Below are 19,058 nucleotides of genomic sequence, written 5' to 3'. Positions count from 1 at the left end.
CCGCCCACCCGTCACCCGCCATGGCCTTGTTCAACACCCTGTTCGGCGCGCGCCCCAACGAGCGCCGCGCCCGCGCGAGCGCTTCGGGCACGGCCCGGCGCGCGGCGGAGCTGCTGCGCTCGGCGAACGCGCTGATCCAGCTCAGCGAGCGCGAGGCGCTCACGGTGGTGGCTTACATGGAGGTGCGGCGCTGCGCCGAGGGCGAGGCCATCATCCGCCAGGGCGACAGCGGGGGCAGCGGTGACGACGGCTTCATGGCGCTGGTGGTGGAAGGCGAGGTCACGGTCGAGGCGCTCAACGTGAGCCGCGTCGACGCCCAGACCGTCAACGTGCTCGGCCCCGGCCACCTGATGGGTGAGATGTCGCTGATGGACGGCGCGGCGCGCTCGGCCACCTGCACCGCCAGCACCGAAGTGCGCTGCGCGGTGCTCACGCGCGATGCGCTGGAAGCGTTGATCGCCGAAGAGCCCGCCACCGCCGCCAAGCTGCTCAGCGCCGTGGCGCTGCGCCTGAGCCGGCGCCTGCGCGAGGCCGACAGCAAGCTGCAGCTCTACAGCCAGCTGGTGTTCTCCATGCAGCAGGAGATCGACCGGCTGGTGCCCGACCTGGACTGAAGCGTCAGGCCTTCGCCGTGCGCGCGCTCCAGAGCATGGTGATGGCCAGAATGGACAGCACCACGCCCAACGCCACCGCGACCGGGATCTTGTAGATGTCGATCAGCAGCATCTTGGTGCCGATGAAAACCAGGATCAGCGCCAGCCCGTAGTTGAGCAGGTGAAAGCGGCTCGCCGCGGCCTGCAGCAGGAAGAACATGGCGCGCAGGCCCAGGATGGCGAACACGTTGCTGGTCAGCACGATGAACGGGTCGCGCGTGACCGCGAAGATGGCCGGGATGGAGTCGACCGCGAAGATCACGTCGGTGAAACCGACCAGGCAGATCACCATGAGCAGCGGCGTGGCGATGCGCTTGCCGTTCTCCACGGTGAAGAACTTCTCGCCGTCAAAACCCTTGCTCACGGGCAGCACGCGGCGCAGCAGTTTCAGCGCGGGGTTCTCGTCCAGGCTGGGCTCCTGGCCGGCGGCCCACCACATCTTCACGCCCGTGAGCACCAGGAAGGCGCCGAACACGTAGAGGATCCAGTGGAACTGCGCCAGCAGCCAGCCGCCCACCAGGATCATCACGGTGCGCAACACGATCGCGCCCAGGATGCCGATCATGAGCACGCGCTTCTGGAACGCCGCCGGCACGGCGAAGTAGCTGAAGATCAGCAGGAAGACGAAGATGTTGTCGACCGCCAGGCTCTTCTCGATCAGGTAGCCGGTGAGGAACTCGAGCGACTTCTCGGTCGCGATCGCGCTCGAACCGGTGGCGTCCTTCACGGCCCACCAGAACAGGCCGTTGAACAGCAGGCTGAGCGCCACCCAGGCGAACGACCAGTTCAGCGCCTCCTTCACGCCCACGGCGTGCGAGCCCTGCTTCTTGAGCACGACGAAATCCACGAACAGAGCCGCCACGACGAACACGACGAAGACGACCCACAGCCACAGCGGGGCAATGCTTTCCATTGAAAAACCTCAGGTTGGTGTTGAACAAACACCCCAAGGTCTTGTCACCACCGCGCGTGGCGCGGCTCTGGATTCCCGGTGGCCCGCAGGCCACGTAATGACGGAAACCCCGCCCACCGAGGCCCGGCTGGACGCCGGGTGGTGGACTGACTACTCCCCTTGAAGGGAACGGCGATTATGCACGAGGTCCTTCAAACCCCGCGCCGCCGTGGGGCTTCAGGCCGCTTCCTTGTAGAAGAAGTCGCGCCGCACGCTGCGCGGCGCCATGGGCTCCACGCTCAGGCGGATCGCCTCGATGTGCTGCGGCGTGGTGCCGCAGCAGCCGCCCACGATGTTGACCAGACCTTCGGCCGCGAACTCGCGCAGCAGGCGGCTGGTGTCGGCCGGCGTCTCGTCGAAGCCGGTGTCGCTCATGGGGTTGGGCAGGCCGGCGTTGGGGTAGCAGCTGATGAAGGTGTCACCCGCGGCCTTGGCCAGTTCCTGGATGTAGGGGCGCATCAGCGCCGCGCCCAGCGCGCAGTTCAGGCCCACGGCCAGCGGCTGCAGGTGGCGCACGCTGGCCCAGAAGGCGGTCACGGTCTGGCCGCTGAGGATGCGGCCGGAGGCGTCGGTCACGGTGCCGCTGATGATCAGCGGCAGGCGTTGGCCCGACTGTTCGAAGAACTCGTCCACCGCGAACAGCGCGGCCTTGGCGTTGAGCGTGTCGAAGATGGTCTCGACCAGCAGCACGTCGGCCCCGCCTTCGACCAGGGCCTCGATCTGCTCCAGGTAGGCCGCGCGCAGCTGCTCGAAGGTGACGTTGCGCGCGCCGGCGTCGTTCACGTCGGGGCTGATGCTCGCGGTCTTGGGCGTGGGGCCCAGGGCGCCGGCCACGAAGCGCGGCTTGTCGGGCGTGCTGAACTTGTCGCAGGCCTCGCGGGCCAGGCGGGCCGAGGCCAGGTTCATCTCGCGCGCGAGGTGGCCCATCTCGTAGTCGTCCTGCGCGATGGTGGTGGCGCCGAAGGTGTTGGTCTCGATCAGGTCGGCGCCGGCGGCGAGGTAACCCTCGTGGATGTCGCGGATCACGTCCGGGCGCGTGAGGCTGAGCAGCTCGTTGTTGCCCTTGACGTCCTTGTGGAAGTCCTTGAAACGCTCGCCCCGGTACTCGACCTCACCCAGCTTGAAGCGCTGGATCATGGTGCCCATGGCGCCATCGAGGATGGCGATGCGGTGCTTCAGGATCTCGGGCAGCGCCTGGGCGCGGGTGTAGGCAGGGGCGTTCATGCCCTGGATTGTAGGTAGCCTCCCAGGCCCAGGGCCCACGGTCATCCGGGCGGCCCTGCGAATTCCCCGACAATACCCGCCATGAAACACCTCACGCCCCAGCAGGCCTGGGCCTGGCTGCAGGCCGAACGCGAGCAGCGCGCGGCCCGTGGCGAAGAGCCCCCGCTGTTTGTCGACGTGCGCATGGAGATCGAGTCGCTCTACGTGGGCCGCCCGCCCGGCGTGGAGAACATTCCCTGGTACGAATACCCCGACCTCACGCCCGACCCGGCGCGCTTTGCGTCGTCGGTCGAACAGGAGGCCGGCGGCAAGCACCGGCCGATCCTGCTGATCTGCCGCAGCGGCAAACGCACGCTGGACGCGGGCCAGGCCCTGGAGGCCGCCGGCTTCAGCGACGTGGCGCACGTGCTGCACGGCTTCGAGGGCGAACTCAACGACGACTTCAAGCGCTCCAGCCTCAACGGCTGGCGCCACGACGGCCTGCCCTGGGAGCAGATGTAAAACGGATGACCGAAGCCATCGACATCGCCCCCGGCAGCGAAATCCTGGAAACCAGCCTCGGCGTGTTGCACGAGGTGTTCGGCTACGACGCCTTCCGGGGCCCGCAGGCCGACATCGTCTCGCACGTGGGCGCCGGTGGCGACGCGCTGGTGCTCATGCCCACGGGTGGCGGCAAGTCGCTGTGTTACCAGGTGCCGGCCATCGTGCGCGAGCGCGCCGGCCAGGGCCTGACCGTGGTGATCTCGCCGCTGATCGCGCTGATGCACGACCAGGTGGGCGCGCTGATCGAGGCTGGCGTGGCCGCGGCCTTTCTCAACTCCAGCCTGTCGCTGGAAGACGCGCAGCAGGTCGAGAAGCAGATGCTGCGCGGCGAGCTCACCCTGCTCTACGCGGCGCCCGAGCGCCTGACCACGCCGCGTTTCCTGGCCCTGCTGGACTCGCTGCACGAGCGCGGCAAGCTCAGCCTGTTCGCCATCGACGAAGCGCATTGCGTGAGCCAGTGGGGCCACGACTTCCGCCCCGAGTACCGCGCCCTGGTGGTGCTGCACGAGCGCTACGCCGGCGTGCCGCGCGTGGCCCTGACGGCCACCGCCGACGACCTCACGCGCGCCGACATCGTCGAGCGCCTGCAGCTGCAGGAAGCGCGCACCTTCATCAGCAGCTTCGACCGGCCCAACATCCGCTACCAGCTGGTGGAGAAGAAGGACGCCACAACCCAGCTGCAGCGCTTCATCCGCGACGAGCACACCGGTGCCGACGGTCACGACGCCGGCATCGTCTACTGCCAGTCGCGCCGCCGGGTCGAGGAAGTGGCCACGATGCTGTGCGAGGCCGGCTTCAACGCGCTGCCCTACCACGCGGGCCTGGACGCGGCCGTGCGCCAGCGCCACCAGGACCGCTTCCTGCGCGAGGAGGGCCTGATCATGGTGGCCACGATCGCGTTCGGCATGGGCATCGACAAGCCCGACGTGCGCTTCGTGGCCCACCTGGACATGCCCAAGAACATCGAGGGCTACTACCAGGAGACCGGCCGCGCGGGCCGCGACGGCGAGCCCGCCAACGCCTGGATGGCCTACGGCCTGCAGGACGTGGTGAACCAGCGCCGCATGATCGACGAAAGTCCGGCGGCGGACGAATTCAAGCAGGTGCTGCGCGGCAAGCTCGACGCGCTGCTCACGCTGGCCGAAGCCAGCGACTGCCGGCGCGTGCGCCTGCTGTCGTACTTCGGCGAAGCCAGCCAGCCTTGCGGCAACTGCGACAACTGCCTCACGCCGCCCGAGCTGCACGACGCGACCGAATCGGCGCGCAAGCTGCTCTCGTGCATCTACCGCGTGCAGCAGGCCAGCGGCACCGCCTTCGGTGCCGGCCACATCATGGACATCCTGCGCGGCAAGGCCACCGACAAGGTCAAGCAGTACGGCCACGAGAAGCTGTCCACCTTCGGCATCGGCGCCGACCTCTCCGAAACCCAGTGGCGCGCGCTGCTGCGCCAGCTGATCGCGCGCGAGGCGGTGCAGGTGCACGACGCGCCCTACAACACCCTGCACCTGGCCGACGCGGCGCGCGACATCCTCAAGGGCCAGAGCCCGGTGTGGCTCAAGTCGCTGGCGGACAAGGCCACCAGCTCGGCGCGCAGCGGCCGGCAACGCGCTTCGCGCGCCACCGCCAAGGACGATGGCGTGCCGCTCAGCCTGTCCGAACGCGAATGCCTGGAGGCCCTCAAGGCCTGGCGCGCGGGCGTGGCGCGCGAGCACAACCTGCCGGCCTTCGTGATCTTCCACGACGCGACCCTGCGCGCGATCGCCGGCCGCAAACCCGAAACCCTGGCCGATCTGGACGGCATTGCCGGCATCGGCCAGAAAAAGCGCGAAGCCTACGGCTCGGACGTGCTTCGGGTCGTGAGTGCTTTCGTCTGATGCCAGCCGGGCGCTTTCCCGGCCTTTGATTACCTAGGTTCTAGACCCTCAACCGCCTGTCGGCGCACCGCCTGTCGGGCCCCGCTGCCGCTCAAGCTTGCGCCTGCCGCGCCGATGTTTCAGATGTAGCCGGAGGACTTCTTGTCCCCTCGGCCTGAGACCCACGAAACGGAGCGCGTCATGTTTTTCAGGTTGCCATGGTTTGGCAAATCCCGGCAGGTACAGCCGCAGTACCACGACACCCAGGTGCTGGAACTGGATTTTCTGGTTGACGAGTTCCATGAAGCCATGGCCGACATCAAGGACCCGGTGCGCCAGCGCGTGCACGCCGCGCTGATGTCCTGCCAGACGCCCAAGGATCTCTGGTTCCTGCGCAGCAAGCTGTTCAGCCTGATTTCCAAGCACCACTGCGAAAGCGTGGCCAACAGCCGCGTCGCCCGGCTCGACCAGAAACTGCGCTTCTTCGTCTCCAACCACCCCGAGTACTCGGCGGACGACCTGCCCAGCGGCCCGATGGCCTTGTTGCACTGACCATCCCCCCTGCGCCGCCTGCGGCGTCACCCCCAGGGGCGGCGGCAGCGGCCCGGCAAAGCCGGTTCCGCGCTGCCACTGGATAAGAAAAGGCCACCTTCGGGTGGCCTTTTCTTTTGCCTCGTTCGATCAGTGCACGAAGCCGATGCCCCTGGCCTCGCGCACTTCGGGCTTGATGCGGTGCTCGGCCTCCAGCTGGGCCATGAACTCCTCGGGGGCCAGCGCTTCGGCCAGGATCTCCACCTGGCGCTTCACGGCCGCGAAGTCGCCCGGGCAGAGCTGCTCCAGCTTGGCCAGCCGGGCGGCCAAGCCCGCGTCCAGGCGCGTGGCATCGCCCTCCAGGGCCTCCACCACGAACATGGTCTCGCGCTGCCTCGCCGTGAGCGGCTTGAAACGGATCTTGAAGGTGAAGCGCCGCAGTGCCGCCTGATCGATGCTGTCCATCAGGTTGGTGGTGCAGATGAAGATGCCGGCGAAGCGCTCCATGCCCTGCAGCATCTCGTTGACCTCGGTCACCTCGTAGGTGCGCTGCGCGCCGCGCCGGTCCTGCAGGAAGCTGTCGGCCTCGTCGAGCAGCAGCACCGCCTTCTCGGCCTCGGCCTCACGGAACATGGCCGCCATCTGCTGCTCGGTCTCGCCCACGAACTTGCTCACCAGGTCGCTCGCGCGGCGGATCATCAGCGGGCGGTCCAGCTGCTGGGCCATGTGCTCGGCCAGCGCGGTCTTGCCGGTGCCGGGCGCGCCGTGGAAACACAGGCAGCCATGGCCGCGCGCCTTGAGCGCGGCGATCACGCGCGGCAGTTCGTAGCGCGATTCGACGTTGAGCATGTCCAGGCTGTACTGCGTGGCGCTGGGCCGCTGCACCAGGTCGGGCTTGCGGCCCAGGGCCAGGTCGGCGTTCTTGAGCTGGCGCTCGATCAGTTCGTCGAGCACGGGCGCGGCCGCCTCGGCCGCCCGCGCCTTGCTGCCGCGCTTGGGCGCGGGCTGGCCCGCCAGCTGCGCGAAGCGCAGCGCGGTGCGGATCTGCGCGGGCGTGAGGCCCTTGCGTTCGGTCAGTCGCGCCACCAGGCCATCGGACACCGGCGCGCCTTCCAGCGTCTTGCGCACCAGCTGCTCGCGCGCGCCGGGCGGCGGGCTCTTGAGTTCGAGGTGGTAGGCAAAGCGGCGGCGGAAGGCCGGGTCGATCTGCTCGATGCGGTTGGTCACCCACAGCGTGGGCACGGCGTTGGTCTCCAGGATCTGGTTGACCCAGGCCTTGCCGCTGACGCTGCCGGTGTGCGCGGCCGCCACGTGTTCGGCGCGCGCCATGATCTGCGCCGCCTCGCTGGAGATCGGCGGGAACACGTCTTCCACCTCGTCGAACAGCAGCGCCGAGTGCGCCGTGCCCTTGAGGAACACCTGCGCGATCTGCAGCGAGCGGTAGCGGTCGCGGCCCGAGAGCGCGTTGCCGTCGCGGTCGGCGTACTCCACCTCGAAGAGTTCCAGGCCGGCGGCCTGCGCCACCACGCGCGCGAGTTCGGTCTTGCCGGTGCCGGGCGGACCGTACATCAGCACGTTCACACCCGGCTCCTTGCGCGCCACGGCCTCGCGCAGCAGGCCGCAGAGCAGGCGCACGTCTTCGCCCACATAGTCGAAGTCTTTCGCGGTCAGCGCCGAGCGCGCGGCCGGCCGGGTGAACACGGCCATGAGCTCGCTTTGCGTGCGGTACTCACGCATCAGCACCGGTGGCAGCTTCTCGCTCACTTTCATGAGGTCGGCCAGGTCGGTGATGTTGTGCTCGGAGATCAGGTTCTCCACCATGCCGATGCGCTCCAGGCGCGAGCCGGCGCGCAGCGCCTCGCCCACCTCGCTGGCCTTCACGCCGGCCACGTCGGCGATGGCCGCGTAGGCCTCGGGCGCGTTGTTGACCTTGAACTCGACCAGGATGGAGCGCAGGTCGCGCTGGTAGCGCGCGAGCGTGCCGTACAGCAGCAGTGCGCGCTCGGCGCGGTTGAGCTGCAGCAGGCTGGCCAGCGCGTCGATGTTCTTCTCCACCAGCGTGGACTGCTTCTTGAGCGAGTGGCTGAGCCAGTCGCCGGTGACCGCCAGCACCGACAGCAGGTCCTTGGGCGACTCCTTGGCGTACTCGTCCAGGTAGAAGAACAGCGTACCTTCTTCGTACGGACCGCGCCACACGCCGTAGCGCTCCATGAAGGCGTTGGTGGTCAGGCCGTCGTGGCCGCTCCAGAGTTCGTTGTCCTTGCAGCGGCGCTGCAGGAACTCGCGCAGGCGCAGCAGCACGGTGTGGGGCCACACCAGGTGGCGGCCGGCGAGCGAGAGCAAGGTGTTGAGGTCGCGCCGCACGTTGAAGCGCGGGCCCTGGCGCGCGGCCAGCGTGAGCACGAAATGCGAGCACATGAGGTCGAGCACGGGCGCCTGGCGCAGGCCATGGGGCACGAAAACGCGCCCCTCGCCCGCGAGAGGGGCACGGCCTTCGCGTGCATCGAGTACGGTGCGGGCCGCCGATGCAGCGGACTGCAGCGAGCGCTTGGTCATCCAGACACCTCCAGAAATGCCTTCCCGTGACGCCATGCCAGGGGAGCCGACATTTCAGCGGACCATAACCCAGCTTGATGAATCATGGAAGAGAGTGATACGAACGGTTTGAGCAATTTGTCGGGCTTTGCCCTCGCACCACACCGTCACGGCCGGTACACAATCGCGCCATGCTGCAACTACACGACATCCAGACCGCCGCCGGTCGCCTCGCCGGTCAGGTGCTGGACACGCCCTTCGTCGAATCGCGCACCATCTCCCAGCTCACCGGCTGTCAGGTCTTCCTGAAATTCGAGAACCTGCAATACACCGCCTCTTTCAAGGAACGAGGCGCCTGCAACAAGCTGGCGCAGCTCACGCCCGAGGAGCGCTCGCGCGGCGTGGTGGCCATGAGCGCGGGCAACCATGCCCAGGGCGTGGCCTACCACGCGCACCGGCTGGGCGTGCGCGCGGTGATCGTCATGCCGCGCTTCACGCCGGGCGTGAAGGTGGAGCGCACGCGCGGCTTCGGCGCCGAGGTGCTGCTGCACGGCGACACGCTGGATGCGGCTCGCGCGCACGCCCGTGAGTTGGCGCAGCAGCAGAGCCTGGTGTTCGTGCACCCGTACGACGACGAGGCGATCGTCGCCGGCCAGGGCACGGTGGCGCTGGAAATGCTGCGCGAGCAGCCCGACCTGGACACGCTGGTGATCGCCATCGGCGGCGGCGGCCTGATCGCCGGCATCGCCACGGCCGCCAAGGCGATCCGGCCCGACATCGAGATCGTGGGCGTGCAGACCGAGCGCTTTGCCGCCATGGTCAACGCCATCAAGGGCACGAACCTGCCGCAGGGCACGAGCACGATTGCCGAGGGCATCGCGGTGGGCACGCCGGGCGTGGTCACCGAGGCCATCGTCCGCCAGCGGGTGGACGACCTGCTGCTGGTCGACGAGGGCGACATCGAGCAGGCGATCGTGATGCTGCTGGAGATCGAGAAGACGCTGGTGGAAGGCGCGGGCGCCGCCGGCCTGGCCGCGCTCATCAAACACCCGCAGCGTTTCGCGGGCAAGCGCGTGGGTCTGGTGCTGAGCGGCGGCAACATCGACCCGATGCTGCTGGCCTCCATCATCGAGCGCGGCATGGTGCGCGCGGGCCGCCTGGCGCGCATCCAGGTCAACGCGCGCGACGTGCCCGGCAACCTGGCGCGCATCACGGCCACCGTGGCCGAGGCCGGCGCCAACATCGACGAAGTGCACCACCAGCGCGCCTTCACGCTGCTGGCGGCGCAGAACGTGGCGATCGAACTCGTGCTGCAGACGCGTGGGCGCGAACACATCGAACAGGTCATCGAGCGCCTGCGCGAAGCGGGCTTCGACACCACCCTGCTCTGACCCGCGCGCCCACCGGTTGACGCTGCGGCAAGGCCTCCGGCATCATCGGCCGATCAACGGCCAACGCGACAGGAGGTAGGGCATGGACACGAACACGCTGTGGAACTCGCTGCAAAGCACGCTGGGCACCCACATCCCGCAACTGCTCGGCGCGCTCGCCATCTTCATCCTGGGCTGGCTCATCGCGGTGCTGGTGCGCGCCGCGACGCGCAAGAGCCTGGGCTTCGTGGGCGTCAACCACCGCTTCGGCAAACTCACCAACACGCGCGTGGACATCGAGGGCGCGGTCGCTCTCGCGCTGTTCTGGATCGTGATCCTGCTCACCCTGGTGGCGGTGTTCAACTCGCTGAACCTCGCCATCGTTTCCGGCCCGTTTTCGGTCTTCACCACCCAGCTCTTTGAATATGCGCCGCGCCTGATGGGTGGCCTGTTGCTCGCGCTGGTGGCCTGGCTGGTGGCCGGCGTGGTGCGCGCGCTCTCACAGAAGCTGCTGGACAAGACCACGCTCGACGAAAAGCTCTCGGAGCACGCCGACATGGCGCCCATCAGCGACAGCCTCGCCGGCGCGCTGTTCTGGCTGGTGATCCTGCTGTTCGTGCCGGCCATCCTGGGCGCGCTGCAGATGGACGGCCTGCTCGACCCCCTGCGCGCCATGGTCACCAAGACCCTGGACATGCTGCCCAACGCGGTGGCCGCGTTCGTGATCGGTGGCGTGGGCTGGATCGTGGCCACGGTGCTGCGCAACCTCACCACCCACCTGAGCCGCACCGCCGGCGTGGACCAGCTCGGCAGCCGCGCCGGGCTGGCCGACACGGTGCAGCTCTCGCGGGTGATCGGCATGCTGGTGTTCGTGGCGGTGTTCCTGCCGTCGCTGATCGCCGCGCTCGACGCGCTCAAGATCGAAGCCATCTCGCGCCCGGCCACCGACATGCTCAACACCCTGCTGCAGGCCGTGCCCAACCTGATCGCCGCCGCGCTGATCCTGGTCGTCACCTGGCTGGTGGCCTCGTTCGCCAGCAAGCTGCTGGCGACCCTGCTGGCCACGCTGGGCTTTGACACCCTGCCCGCGCGCGTGAACATGGCCCATGCCTTCGAGAAGACCAGCGCCTCCACCGCCGTGGGCCGGGTCGTGTTGTTCTTCGCCATGCTGTTCGCCACCGTGGAGGCGGCCGCGCAGCTCGGTTTCGGACAGGTCAGCAGCATCGTCGCCAGCTTCATCCGCTTTGGTGGCGACATCCTGCTGGGCTCGGCCATCCTGGTGATCGGTTTCTGGCTCGCCAACCTGGCCTACGACGCCATCGACCGCGCCAGCGGCCCCGGCACCAAGGGCCTGGCGCGCATCGGGCGCTACGCCATCCTGGCGCTGGTGATCGCCATGGGCCTGCGCGCCATGGGCATCGCTGACGACATCGTCAACCTGGCCTTCGGCCTCACGCTGGGTGCGGTGGCCGTGGCCGTGGCGCTGTCCTTCGGTCTGGGTGGGCGCGAAGCGGCCGGCAAGCTGATGGACCACTGGCTCTCCAAATTCCGCCGCGAGGACTGAGCGCATGACGCAGAACCCCGAGACCCCCGTCACCGTTGATTTGCTTCAAGGCCTGCTGGCCGATTGGTTCGCGCCCTGGATCCAGGCCATGGGCCTGCGGGTCGAGTCCTTCGCCGACGGCGAAGTCACCCTGCGCCTGCCGCAGAGCGACCAGCTCTCGCGCGTGGGCGGCATGCTGTGCGGCCAGGCCATGATGTCGGCCGCCGACACCGCCATGGTGCTGGCCATCGTCACCCAGCTCGGCACCCGCCGGCCCATGACCACGGTGCAGCTCAACACCAGCTTCCTCAAGCCGCTCTCCGGTCAGGACGCGCGCATCACCGCGCGCGTGGTGCGCGCGGGCAAGAACCTGGTGTTCGGCGAGATCGACATCAGCGGGGTCAGCGACGGCAAAAGCGTGTGCCGCGCGAGCACGACCTACGCCCTGCTCTGAACCTGCCGCGCCGCATCCCGTAAAATCCCGGGAGTTTTGAACTTTCGACGGAGCGTCACATGGCCCAGCACCAGCAGCACACCCCCCACGACCAGCCCCAGGACATGGTGGAATCCATCGTCCCCTACATGCCCGTCGTGCTGCCGGTCGCAGGTGGCGTGCTGATGTTCCTGCTCGCTTTCATCGCGATCTACATGGCCTGAACCCGCCCGGGTTCCGCCAGGCCGAACGCCCGCCGGGGCCTTCGGCCTTTCTTTTTGGGCGCCCTGCCCCACACCCGGCCCAACCGTTTAATGCATCACGTTATGCGGGTTTTGCATGTAACCGCCTCGTAACGGAGCGGTCGCTTTCTTAAAATCGGGGCATTGGCCGACACGCTGATCAAGCCCGGATCCACCGACCCGGGTTTCATCTCCCCCTGCTGCCCCGCCATCCGCACCGCAGCCCCCCCACGCGCCGACCGCCCTTTTTCGCCAAAGGGACCCCTTGGACAGCCGCCCCGTCATCTGCATGACGCCCGCGGCTGTCGGTGTCTCTGAGGCATGCCGGTTTACAAACTTCTGGAGCGACTCCATGAACTCACCCGTGATGCAGGGCCTGGCCCTCAACACCCCCTCCTATGTCAAGAACGCCCGGCTGATCGCCTGGGTGGCCGACATGGCCGCCCTGTGCAAGCCCGACAGCATCTACTGGTGCGATGGCAGCGAGGAGGAGTACGCCCGCCTGTGCCAGCAGCTGGTGGACGCCGGCACGCTCAAGAGGCTCGACCCGGTCAAGCGCCCCAACAGCTTCCTCGCCTGCTCCGACCCCTCGGATGTCGCGCGCGTGGAAGACCGCACCTTCATCTGCTCGCAAAAACAGGAAGACGCCGGCCCGACCAACAACTGGAAGGCGCCCGCCGAGATGCGCGCGACCCTGCAGCCGCTGTTTGACGGCTGCATGCGCGGCCGCACCATGTACGTGGTGCCGTTCAGCATGGGCCCGCTGGGCAGCCCGATCGCCCACATCGGCATCGAGCTCTCCGACAGCGCCTACGTGGCCGTCAACATGAAGCTCATGACCCGCATGGGCAAGGCCGTGTTCGACGTGCTCGGCGCCGACGGCGAGTTCGTGCCCTGCGTGCACACCGTGGGCGCACCGCTGGCCGAAGGCGAAACCGATCAGACCGCCTGGCCCTGCAACCCGACCACCAAGTACATCGTGCACTACCCCGAGACGCGCGAGATCTGGAGCTACGGCTCGGGCTACGGCGGCAACGCCCTGCTGGGCAAGAAGTGCTTTGCGCTGCGCATCGCGTCCAACATGGGCCGCCAGCAGGGCTGGCTGGCCGAGCACATGCTGATCCTGGGCGTGACCAACCCACAGGGCAAGAAGTACCACGTGGCCGCCGCCTTCCCCAGCGCCTGCGGCAAGACCAACTTCGCCATGCTGATCCCGCCCAAGGGCTTCGAGGGCTGGAGCGTGACGACCATCGGCGACGACATCGCCTGGATCAAGCCCGGCAAGGACGGCCGCCTGTACGCCATCAACCCCGAAGCCGGTTACTTCGGCGTGGCGCCGGGCACCAACACGGCGACCAACCCGAACTGCATGGCCAGCCTGGACCGCGACGTGATCTTCACCAACGTCGCGCTGACCGACGACGGCGACGTGTGGTGGGAAGGCATGAGCGAAGCCCCGGCCCACGCCATCGACTGGCAAGGCAAGGACTGGACGCCCCAGATCGCCAAGGAAACCGGCGCCAAGGCCGCCCACCCGAACGCGCGCTTCACCGTGGCCGCCACCAACAACCCCGCACTCGACCCGGCCTGGGACGACCCCAAGGGCGTGGCGATCGACGCCTTCATCTTCGGCGGCCGCCGCTCGACCACCGTGCCGCTGGTGACCGAGGCCCGCAACTGGACCGAAGGCGTCTACATGGCCGCCACCATGGGTTCGGAAACCACCGCTGCCGCCTTTGGCGCGCAAGGCGTGGTGCGCCGCGACCCGTTCGCCATGCTGCCCTTCACGGGCTACAACATGAGCGACTACTTCCAGCACTGGCTCGACGTGGGCGGCAAGCTGGCCAGCCAGGGCGCCAAGCTGCCGGCGATCTACTGCGTGAACTGGTTCCGCAAGGACGAGGCCGGCAAGTTCGTCTGGCCCGGCTTCGGCGAGAACATGCGCGTGCTCAAGTGGATGATCGACCGCCTCGAAGGCCAGGCCGGCGCCGGCACCGAACACGCCTTCGGCGTGAGCCCGCGCTTCGAAGACATCCACTGGAACGGCCTGGACTTCTCCGCCGACCAGTACCGCACCGTGACCCACATCGACCGCGCCGCCTGGGCCCAGGAACTCGAGCTGCACGCCGAGTTGTTCACCCAGCTGGCCTACCACTTGCCCCGGGAACTCGAGGAGACCAAAGCGCAGATCGAGAAGCGCCTGGCGGCCTGAGACAGGCCGCACTCGATCACACCGGTGGTCCGCACGATCTGCGGCCCACCGGCGCGCCCCGGACCCACCGGCCAGGGCAAAAAAAAGCCACCGGACCCGGTGGCTTTTTTGTGGGCGCGTGGAACGCTCAGATGTAGTACATCAGGCGGTTGCGCGCGCGGGCGGTGCCCAGGCGTTCCCAGTAGCCCACCTGCGGTTCAGCGGCCCGGGTGGCTTCGGGCAGACCCAGCGGCTCCAGGGCTTCGGTGAAGGACGTCGCCTGCGCCACCGGGGCCTCGACTTCGCTCTCGTCCGCAGCGCGGGCGCGGGCGGCCATCAGCTCGTTCATCAGGCGGTGGTCCATGCGGGCCATTTCCCAGAGACGGGTTTCGGCGCGCGCTTCGGCCAGGGCTTGCGACCAGCCGTCCAGCGAAACCACCGCGCGGCGGGCCAGCGAACGGGCCGTGTCGGCAAACAGGGCCATGCCGGCGAAGACCACGACCCACAGGAAGACCCAGGCCAGGAACAGCTGGCCATCGGCCCAGGTGCTGATCAGGCGATCGGCGACCACGACCATGGCGGCCACGACGGCGGCCAGCAGCATGACGGAAAGACCACGCGCACTGTCGTTGCGGCGCTGAATGCCGTCGACACCCTTGTGCGCGGGCGTGGATGCCGGGCGCAGGCCCAGCGGGGCAGAAGGAAGGGATGCGTATGTGCTCATGGCGAACTCCAGAAATAGAAAAATGTCTTTTGGACAAGCGAATATTAGGGTTTGCCCTAGTATTTAGCCACTTTATCTTTGTGATGTCTTATATTCACCCGGGTGATAAATGGCCTGAATTTCCGAACCCTCGACCTGAACCTCCTGCGCGTCTTCGACGAGGTGATGACCGAGCGCAGCCTCACCCGCGCGGCCCACAACCTGGCCATGACGCAGCCGGCGGTGAGCAACGCGCTGCGCCGCCTGCGCGAGGTGATGGGCGACGAGCTGGTGCGCCGCTCGGGCTATGGGGTGGAGCCCACGCCGGTGGCGCTGGCCCTGTGGCCCACGGTGCGCGATGCCCTGCACATGCTGCGCGAGTCGCTCGCCCCGGGCGCCTTCGACCCGGCGAGCGCGCGCAACGCCTTCGTGCTCGCCATGGCCGACGCCACCGCCGCCAAGCTCATCCCCGGGCTGATGGACCTGCTGGAGAGCGAGGCGCCCGGCGTGAACCTGCGCGTGCTGCCGCTGACCACGCGCGACCCGCGCGGCCTGCTGGAGTCGGGCACGGTGGACCTGGCGATCGGGCACTTTCCCGGCGTGCTGGCCGAACTGGGCGCCATGCACCTGCAGGAAAACGACCCGCACTTCCACCACCAGCGCCTGTACGACGGCGAGTACGTGGTGGTCATGCGGCGCGGGCACCCGCTGGCCGGCCAGCCCCTGAGCCTGGACAGCTACTGCGATGCGCGCCACATGCTGGTGAGCTTCTCGGGCCGCCCCTTCGGTTTCGTGGACGAGGCGCTCGCGGCCATCTCGCGCCAGCGCCGCGTCGTGATCACCGTCAACCAGTTCTTCACCGCCGGCCGGGTGGTGGCCACGACCGACCTGCTCACGGTGCTGCCGCGCCACTTCGTCGGCGCCACCGGCATGGAGCACGAGCTGGCCCTGTGCGACCTGCCCCTGCAGGTGCCCCCCGTGCACGTGGACTCGCTGTGGCACCGCCAGGCCACACAGAACATGGCGCACCGCTGGCTGCGGGAGACGGTGGCGCGCGCCGCCAACATCGGTTTTCGCCCTGCCCCACCCACCAACGCACCACCGCCGCAACGCCCCCGCAAGCCCAAGGCTTGAGCGCCCTGGACCACAATGCGCGCATGAAACTCCAGCTGCTCAGCGACCTGCACCTCGAAGCCAACCCCGACTTTGTGCCCATGCCGGCACCGGGCGCCGACCTGCTGGTGCTGGCCGGGGATGTCGGCTCGTACCAGCTGCGCCGCGACGGCAGCGCCATGAACGAAGCCGACTGGGGCCTGGGCCGTTTTGCCGACTGGCCGGTGCCGGTGCTGTTCGTGCCGGGCAACCACGAGTACGACGCGCTCGATGTGGACGACGCCCACGACCGCCTGCGCGAGACCTGCGAGCGCCTGGGCCTGATCTGGCTGGAGCGCGAGACGCGCGTGATGCAGGGCGTGCGCTTCGTGGGCACCACGCTGTGGAGCGACTACGACGTGCTCGGCGAGCGCGAGAAGGCCTACCGCGCCGCCAACCACTACCTCGTCAAGATGGCCGGCCAGCGCGACGGGCAACTGTTCGACGCCGAAGCCATGCGCGCCCTCGCCCTGGAGTGCCAGCACTGGCTGCGCGGCGCCCTGGCCGAACCGTTCGACGGCCCCACCGTCGTCGTCACCCACTTCGCGCCCACCCTGCACAGCGCCGACCCGCGCTACGGCCTGAGCCCGGGCACGGCCGGCTTCTGCAACGGGCTGGACGCCTGGCTGCCGCAGGCCGACCTCTGGCTGCACGGGCACCTGCATTGCCCCACGGACGTGCAGGTCGGGCGTTGCCGCATCGTGGCCAACCCGCTGGGCTACGCGGTGAAGAACGAACAGGACGGTTTTCTGCCGGACCAGTTGATCGACGTGCCGGCGCGGCCGGGCCTTGCCGCGGTTTGAGCCAGCGCAAGGTCCTTGTGCGCCAAGGACATACACTGCGCACTGATTCAACCTAGAAGGAGAGAACCTATGAAGATTCTGCTGGCTGTCGATGGCAGCGCCTACACCAAGAAGATGCTGGCCTACCTGGCCACGCACGGCGAGATGTTCGGCTCGAACAACAGCTTCTCGATGATCACCGTGCAAGCCCCGCTGCCTCCCCGCGCACGCGCGGCCGTGGGCGCCGCGGCGGCCAACGAGTACTACGAGGAAGAATCCGCCAAGGTCACCGGCACGGTGGCCAAGTTCCTCAAGCGCCATGGCATCGATGCCAAGGCGATCCACAAGGTCGGCTCGCCCGGCGAACAGATTTCCAAGGCGGCCGACGGCGGCAAGTTCGACCTGCTGGTGATGGGTTCGCACGGCCACAGCGCCCTGGGCAACCTGGTGATGGGTTCGGTCGCCACGCAGGTGCTGGCCCACTGCGGCGTGCCGGTGCTGCTGGTGCGCTGACATCCCCCGCTCCCACGCAGAAAGGGCCGCATCCGCGGCCCTTTTTCATGGTCGTGCGGCCAGCGCCGTCAGCGCGCCCGCAGCCCGTCGAAACAGGTGCTCAGCACCATCTGGATGATCTGCTCGTTGTCGTACTGCTCGCTGCCTTTGAGGAAACCAAGCACCGGGTCGCAGGCGCGTGCGTACAAGGTGTAGAGCACGGCAATGGGCGGCAGGGCCGGGTTCAGGCTGCCGTCGGCCTGCGCCGCCGTGATCCAGGCGCCCAGGCGCTCGCTCACCTCCATGAGGCCATCCACATAGGCCTTGTTGGTGGTCAGCGCGGCGCGCAGGCTGGAGTTCTCGCTCGGCAGCGACGGCATTTCACCGGCGAGCTGCACCTCCATCGTCCAGCGCGCCACGGCCTTGAGCTGGTCGATCGGTCGCGCGCCGGTGGACTCGCCCTGCAGCTTGTCAAGAAACGCCTGGGCACGCTCCATCACCCGCACCATGGCCGCCGCCGCGAGGTCTTCCTTGCTGGAAAAATGCTTGTAGAGGCTGGCCTTGGCGATGCCGACCTCGATCGCCACCTCGTCCAGGGTCATGGCCTCGAAGCCCTTTTCGGCCAGCAGGCGGTTCACCGCCGTGATGATCGCGTCCTCGCGCGCCAGGTGCATCTGCGCGCGGAAACTGCGCTTGGGAACCGGAAGAACGGGGGATTTGGCGACGGCGCTGACCATGGAAGCCCTTGTGACTGGTCCCGGATTCTGCATCAGATCGACGCATGCGTCGACATCATGACCGGTGAGTCACCATTCGGCCGAACGGGTTTTCCGACCTCAGGCCGCCACCGCCTCGACGCCTCGAAGGTTGTGGGCGGCGGCGCGGCGCAGGGCCGTGCTCAGCGCATCGAGCACGTCGGAATTGAGGTTCCAGCAATGCCAATGCAGCGCCACGCCCAGCCGATGGCGCGGCGCGAGGTTCACCAGCTCGCCGCGGGCCAACAGGTCGCGCACGCGCAATTCGGGCAACACACTCACGCCCCAGCCCGCCATCACCGCGCGCACCTGGCCTTCGCTGGACGGCACGAACAACTGCTTGAGCATCACGCGCGAAAGACCGAAGGCCTTGGACACGAAGCCGTGCTGCAGGTTGTCCTTGCGGTTGAAGGCCACGAAGGGCACCTTGTGGAAGTTGTGCGCGTTCAGGCCCTTGGGCAAATGCTCGGCGGCGTAGGCGGCTTGCGCCACCACCACATAGTCCATGGTGCCAAGGGCTTCCATCTTGCAGCCCCGCAAGGCCTGCCCCAGCGAGGTCACGCAGCCCAGCACCTGGCCTTCGCGCAGCCACTCGTGGGTGAACTCCTGGTCGTCGGTGATGATCTCGATCGGCAGGCCGCCCTGCGCCAGGGCGTCGAGCGCGGGCAAGGCCCAGGTGGCGATGCTGTCGGCGTTGATCGCCACCGAGATGCGCTCGTCGTCGCGCCCGTTGCCGGTGGAACTGGGCGCGAGCTCCTTGAGGTCCTTCTCCAGATCGGCCCGCAGCAGCCGCATCATCTTGGCGTGCTTGAGCATGAGCTGCCCCGCCGCCGTGGGTTTGAGCGGGCGGCTGCGCACGATCAGCACCGTGCCGACCTGCGCCTCCAGCGCGCGCAGGCGCTGCGAGACGGCGGATTGCGTGATCGAGAGGCGCTGCGCGGCGCGCTCGAAACCGCCCTCTTCGATGATGGCGGCCAGGCATTCAAGGGCGTCTGGATCAAAGGTGCTCATGGGAAACCTCCGGCAGAGAGCGGCGTGCGCGGCTTGTGGCCTGCACATAAGTCGTTCTGATGAACGCGATTTTAGTTTAATTTCACTTCACCA

Annotated in this window: 18 protein-coding genes; 12 read left to right on the top strand and 6 right to left on the bottom strand. The window is 68.1% G+C overall.

Features of this window, described 5'->3' with window-relative positions; translation table 11 throughout:
- Positions 1 to 614: cyclic nucleotide-binding domain-containing protein (locus AC3WPZ_RS18280; protein ID WP_492440853.1), on the top strand; the 614-nt coding region annotated here is incomplete at its 5' end.
- Positions 615 to 618: 4 nt separating this feature from the next.
- On the opposite strand, the gene AC3WPZ_RS18275 is transcribed toward AC3WPZ_RS18280, so the two are convergent.
- Positions 619 to 1,566, bottom strand: a complete 948-nt coding sequence (locus AC3WPZ_RS18275) for a TerC family protein (protein WP_492434568.1) — start codon at positions 1,564 to 1,566, stop codon at positions 619 to 621.
- A 216-nt stretch (positions 1,567 to 1,782) separates the two neighbouring features.
- Positions 1,783 to 2,829: a homocysteine S-methyltransferase family protein gene (locus AC3WPZ_RS18270; protein WP_382322711.1), complete on the bottom strand. Its 1,047-nt coding sequence runs from the start codon at positions 2,827 to 2,829 to the stop codon at positions 1,783 to 1,785.
- 81 nt (positions 2,830 to 2,910) lie between these two features.
- Here AC3WPZ_RS18270 and AC3WPZ_RS18265 point away from each other — a divergent pair, with 81 nt between their 5' ends.
- The 3 genes from AC3WPZ_RS18265 (at position 2,911) to AC3WPZ_RS18255 (ending at position 5,777) form a co-directional block, all read left to right on the top strand.
- On the top strand, positions 2,911 to 3,330 hold the full coding sequence (locus tag AC3WPZ_RS18265) for a rhodanese-like domain-containing protein (protein WP_382163436.1): 420 nt from the start codon (positions 2,911 to 2,913) through the stop codon (positions 3,328 to 3,330).
- Positions 3,331 to 3,335: 5 nt separating this feature from the next.
- Positions 3,336 to 5,246, top strand: a complete 1,911-nt coding sequence (gene recQ, locus AC3WPZ_RS18260; protein ID WP_492440851.1) for a DNA helicase RecQ — start codon at positions 3,336 to 3,338, stop codon at positions 5,244 to 5,246.
- A 180-nt stretch (positions 5,247 to 5,426) separates the two neighbouring features.
- On the top strand, positions 5,427 to 5,777 hold the full coding sequence (locus AC3WPZ_RS18255; RefSeq protein WP_291120422.1) for a hypothetical protein: 351 nt from the start codon (positions 5,427 to 5,429) through the stop codon (positions 5,775 to 5,777).
- 129 nt (positions 5,778 to 5,906) lie between these two features.
- Here AC3WPZ_RS18255 and AC3WPZ_RS18250 read toward each other — a convergent pair whose 3' ends face one another.
- Positions 5,907 to 8,174 carry an ATP-binding protein gene (locus AC3WPZ_RS18250; RefSeq protein ID WP_382163792.1) on the bottom strand — a complete coding sequence of 756 codons (2,268 nt, stop codon included), beginning with the start codon at positions 8,172 to 8,174 and terminating at the stop codon, positions 5,907 to 5,909.
- A 308-nt stretch (positions 8,175 to 8,482) separates the two neighbouring features.
- Here AC3WPZ_RS18250 and AC3WPZ_RS18245 point away from each other — a divergent pair, with 308 nt between their 5' ends.
- The 5 genes from AC3WPZ_RS18245 to AC3WPZ_RS18225 all read left to right on the top strand — a co-directional run bounded on the left by AC3WPZ_RS18245 (position 8,483) and on the right by AC3WPZ_RS18225 (position 14,091).
- On the top strand, positions 8,483 to 9,682 hold the full coding sequence (locus AC3WPZ_RS18245) for a threonine ammonia-lyase (RefSeq protein ID WP_382163442.1): 1,200 nt from the start codon (positions 8,483 to 8,485) through the stop codon (positions 9,680 to 9,682).
- 82 nt (positions 9,683 to 9,764) lie between these two features.
- Positions 9,765 to 11,225 (top strand): mechanosensitive ion channel, encoded by a 1,461-nt coding sequence (locus AC3WPZ_RS18240; RefSeq protein ID WP_492440849.1) that lies wholly within the window; start codon positions 9,765 to 9,767, stop codon positions 11,223 to 11,225.
- 4 nt (positions 11,226 to 11,229) lie between these two features.
- Positions 11,230 to 11,658, top strand: coding sequence for a PaaI family thioesterase (locus tag AC3WPZ_RS18235; protein WP_382322709.1), 429 nt, complete (start codon positions 11,230 to 11,232; stop codon positions 11,656 to 11,658).
- Positions 11,659 to 11,717: 59 nt separating this feature from the next.
- Complete coding sequence (locus tag AC3WPZ_RS18230; RefSeq protein ID WP_382163450.1) at positions 11,718 to 11,861, top strand: hypothetical protein; 144 nt, start codon at positions 11,718 to 11,720, stop codon at positions 11,859 to 11,861.
- Between the two features lie 370 nt (positions 11,862 to 12,231).
- Positions 12,232 to 14,091: a phosphoenolpyruvate carboxykinase (GTP) gene (locus tag AC3WPZ_RS18225; protein ID WP_382163452.1), complete on the top strand. Its 1,860-nt coding sequence runs from the start codon at positions 12,232 to 12,234 to the stop codon at positions 14,089 to 14,091.
- Positions 14,092 to 14,218: 127 nt separating this feature from the next.
- Here the strand turns inward: AC3WPZ_RS18225 and AC3WPZ_RS18220 are convergent, their stop codons facing one another.
- Positions 14,219 to 14,794, bottom strand: coding sequence for a hypothetical protein (locus AC3WPZ_RS18220; RefSeq protein ID WP_382322708.1), 576 nt, complete (start codon positions 14,792 to 14,794; stop codon positions 14,219 to 14,221).
- 105 nt (positions 14,795 to 14,899) lie between these two features.
- Between AC3WPZ_RS18220 and AC3WPZ_RS18215 the strand changes: the two genes are divergently transcribed.
- The 3 genes from AC3WPZ_RS18215 to AC3WPZ_RS18205 all read left to right on the top strand — a co-directional run bounded on the left by AC3WPZ_RS18215 (position 14,900) and on the right by AC3WPZ_RS18205 (position 17,220).
- The gene (locus AC3WPZ_RS18215; protein ID WP_492440855.1) at positions 14,900 to 15,907 is read left to right on the top strand and encodes a LysR family transcriptional regulator; all 1,008 of its coding nucleotides are present in this window, start codon (positions 14,900 to 14,902) and stop codon (positions 15,905 to 15,907) included.
- Positions 15,908 to 15,930: 23 nt separating this feature from the next.
- The gene (locus AC3WPZ_RS18210) at positions 15,931 to 16,728 is read left to right on the top strand and encodes a metallophosphoesterase (protein WP_382163458.1); all 798 of its coding nucleotides are present in this window, start codon (positions 15,931 to 15,933) and stop codon (positions 16,726 to 16,728) included.
- A gap of 69 nt (positions 16,729 to 16,797) precedes the next feature.
- Positions 16,798 to 17,220 (top strand): universal stress protein, encoded by a 423-nt coding sequence (locus AC3WPZ_RS18205; RefSeq protein ID WP_291120438.1) that lies wholly within the window; start codon positions 16,798 to 16,800, stop codon positions 17,218 to 17,220.
- A gap of 68 nt (positions 17,221 to 17,288) precedes the next feature.
- Here AC3WPZ_RS18205 and AC3WPZ_RS18200 read toward each other — a convergent pair whose 3' ends face one another.
- Both AC3WPZ_RS18200 and AC3WPZ_RS18195 read right to left on the bottom strand, forming a co-directional pair.
- Positions 17,289 to 17,936: a TetR/AcrR family transcriptional regulator gene (locus tag AC3WPZ_RS18200; RefSeq protein ID WP_492440847.1), complete on the bottom strand. Its 648-nt coding sequence runs from the start codon at positions 17,934 to 17,936 to the stop codon at positions 17,289 to 17,291.
- A 99-nt stretch (positions 17,937 to 18,035) separates the two neighbouring features.
- Entirely contained in the window at positions 18,036 to 18,965 is a 930-nt protein-coding gene (locus AC3WPZ_RS18195) for a LysR family transcriptional regulator ArgP (protein WP_382322707.1), read from the bottom strand.
- Positions 18,966 to 19,058 lie beyond the last annotated feature (93 nt).

The organism is Hydrogenophaga sp. FW305-3-2-15-A-LB1, from assembly GCF_058787875.1.
Note: the sequence above shows the minus strand (reverse complement) of the source record. Positions and strands in the feature narration are given on the sequence as shown.

Coding starts and splice junctions, on each gene's coding strand:
- AC3WPZ_RS18250 (WP_382163792.1), bottom strand. CDS start 8,174: ATGTGCTCGCATTTCGTGCTCACGCTGGCCGCGCGCCAGGGCCCGCGC.
- AC3WPZ_RS18255 (WP_291120422.1), top strand. CDS start 5,427: ATGTTTTTCAGGTTGCCATGGTTTGGCAAATCCCGGCAGGTACAGCCG.
- AC3WPZ_RS18265 (WP_382163436.1), top strand. CDS start 2,911: ATGAAACACCTCACGCCCCAGCAGGCCTGGGCCTGGCTGCAGGCCGAA.
- AC3WPZ_RS18205 (WP_291120438.1), top strand. CDS start 16,798: ATGAAGATTCTGCTGGCTGTCGATGGCAGCGCCTACACCAAGAAGATG.
- AC3WPZ_RS18195 (WP_382322707.1), bottom strand. CDS start 18,965: ATGAGCACCTTTGATCCAGACGCCCTTGAATGCCTGGCCGCCATCATC.
- AC3WPZ_RS18245 (WP_382163442.1), top strand. CDS start 8,483: ATGCTGCAACTACACGACATCCAGACCGCCGCCGGTCGCCTCGCCGGT.
- AC3WPZ_RS18220 (WP_382322708.1), bottom strand. CDS start 14,794: ATGAGCACATACGCATCCCTTCCTTCTGCCCCGCTGGGCCTGCGCCCG.
- AC3WPZ_RS18235 (WP_382322709.1), top strand. CDS start 11,230: ATGACGCAGAACCCCGAGACCCCCGTCACCGTTGATTTGCTTCAAGGC.
- recQ (WP_492440851.1), top strand. CDS start 3,336: ATGACCGAAGCCATCGACATCGCCCCCGGCAGCGAAATCCTGGAAACC.
- AC3WPZ_RS18210 (WP_382163458.1), top strand. CDS start 15,931: ATGAAACTCCAGCTGCTCAGCGACCTGCACCTCGAAGCCAACCCCGAC.
- AC3WPZ_RS18200 (WP_492440847.1), bottom strand. CDS start 17,936: ATGGTCAGCGCCGTCGCCAAATCCCCCGTTCTTCCGGTTCCCAAGCGC.
- AC3WPZ_RS18225 (WP_382163452.1), top strand. CDS start 12,232: ATGAACTCACCCGTGATGCAGGGCCTGGCCCTCAACACCCCCTCCTAT.
- AC3WPZ_RS18270 (WP_382322711.1), bottom strand. CDS start 2,829: ATGAACGCCCCTGCCTACACCCGCGCCCAGGCGCTGCCCGAGATCCTG.
- AC3WPZ_RS18275 (WP_492434568.1), bottom strand. CDS start 1,566: ATGGAAAGCATTGCCCCGCTGTGGCTGTGGGTCGTCTTCGTCGTGTTC.
- AC3WPZ_RS18240 (WP_492440849.1), top strand. CDS start 9,765: ATGGACACGAACACGCTGTGGAACTCGCTGCAAAGCACGCTGGGCACC.
- AC3WPZ_RS18230 (WP_382163450.1), top strand. CDS start 11,718: ATGGCCCAGCACCAGCAGCACACCCCCCACGACCAGCCCCAGGACATG.